Source organism: Marinifilum breve (genome assembly GCF_003202155.1).
GTDB classification, from domain to species: Bacteria; Bacteroidota; Bacteroidia; order Bacteroidales; family Marinifilaceae; genus Marinifilum; species Marinifilum breve.
The window spans coordinates 1-451 of record NZ_QFLI01000141.1; the positions used below are offsets into that span (position 1 = coordinate 1).

General features: G+C 45.0%; 1 protein-coding gene. It reads left to right on the forward strand.

Translation table 11 applies throughout. The features are described from left to right. Positions 1-445: hypothetical protein (locus DF185_RS24895; protein WP_207784756.1), on the forward strand; the 445-nt coding region annotated here is incomplete at its 5' end. Positions 446-451 lie beyond the last annotated feature (6 nt).

A 451-nucleotide genomic window follows, 5' to 3' on the forward strand; every position in this document is an offset into this window, starting at 1 on the left:
GAACGTAAGAATACTGCTCGACATACCGTACTCTGAGCGCGATATCATACGGAACACCCCTAAAGAATCACGTGAGAAGTTTTTCCGCGGAAGAAACATAATTGTGCAAGGTATACAGGAAAATACGGACCCTACTCAATCAAACTCTGACATCAGGGAATGGAAATTCATCAAACAGTCCTTGAGGCTCAAACACATACTGACTCAGCATGTGACGAGACTAGCCAAGAAGGATGGTGATTCTAGACCCCGTTTAATGAAGATAACCTTCCCATCTTTCCATATGGCGGCTGCAACTCTGAAAGCATTTCGTGCCAACAGACGTCGATTGCCACCTGGAATCCACATGCACCCGGATAGGCCATACGAAACTAGGACCAAACACAAAGGCAAGTTGGGTCTGATCATTCCACTTGTGAACTGTCTAGACGATAAAAAAGTGTAAAGGACA